This window comes from Vibrio sp. 1641 (genome assembly GCF_033339995.1).
GTDB classification, from domain to species: Bacteria; Pseudomonadota; Gammaproteobacteria; order Enterobacterales; family Vibrionaceae; genus Vibrio; species Vibrio alginolyticus.
In genome coordinates this window covers 1-943 of record NZ_JAWOVP010000070.1, presented here as the reverse complement: position 1 = coordinate 943, position 943 = coordinate 1, and the positions used below count along the sequence as shown (strand labels likewise).

The 943-nt window shown below is 48.1% G+C and carries 2 protein-coding genes; both read left to right on the top strand.

The features are described 5' to 3' along the window. Nucleotides 1–394 (top strand): DUF1538 domain-containing protein (locus R7Z47_RS24210; protein ID WP_318130682.1); only part of this gene is annotated, 394 nt, incomplete at its 5' end. Then, nucleotides 391–943: DUF1538 domain-containing protein (locus tag R7Z47_RS24205; RefSeq protein WP_318130681.1), on the top strand; the 553-nt coding region annotated here is incomplete at its 3' end. The genes R7Z47_RS24210 and R7Z47_RS24205, both read left to right, overlap by 4 nt.

Below are 943 nucleotides of genomic sequence, written 5' to 3'. Positions count from 1 at the left end.
GGCAGAAGGAGGGATGATCACAAACTCAGAGCAATCCATGCAGGATTATGGACAAGGGCTACGAGTAACGGTGGCACTTTCTGTGGGGATCGCTATCGTTATTGGCGTTCTGCGCATCTTAAAAGGGTGGCCAATTCATTACATGATCATCGGTGGTTATGTTGGCGTTGTGACTCTCACTTGGTTTGCGCCAGAGTCGATCATCGGCGTTGCTTACGACTCGGGTGGCGTGACCACGTCAACGATTACCGTCCCTTTGGTGACGGCACTAGGAGTAGGGTTAGCTTCGGCCATTAAAGGGCGTAACCCTATGGTGGATGGTTTTGGGTTGATTGCGTTTGCCTCTTTACTGCCAATGATGTTTGTCATGATTTATGGGATGGCCGTTACATGATTTCATTCGAGCATTTCTTAGATACGTTGCTGTCCACCATTCGTGATGTGATCCCGATTGCGGCGATTATTTTTGGCTTTCAATTGGCTGTGCTGCGCCGCCCAGTGAATAACCTCAAAAAAGTGTTGCTCGGTTTTGCGTATGTCATTGTTGGGTTATCGTTATTTTTACTCGGTTTGGAGATGGCATTGTTTCCGTTGGGCGAAACAATGGCGGTGCAGTTGACCGCTCCTGAATTCGTCCGAGAGTTTAAAGTCTCTATTGGGCAGGCGTTAGAGTGGGTCGACTATTATTGGGTGTACACCTTTGCTTTTTTTATCGGCTTCAGTACGACCATTGCTGAGCCATCTTTGATTGCAGTGGCCATCAAAGCCAATCAAGTGTCTGGTGGCAGTATTAGTGTAAATGGCTTACGAGTTGCGGTTGCTTTAGGCGTAGCGATAGGTATCGCGCTTGGCAGCTATCGTATTGTGGTGGGCGACCCGATTCATTACTACATCATTGCGGGGTATATCGTCGTGGTGATTCAAACCTTTTACGCGCCTAAGT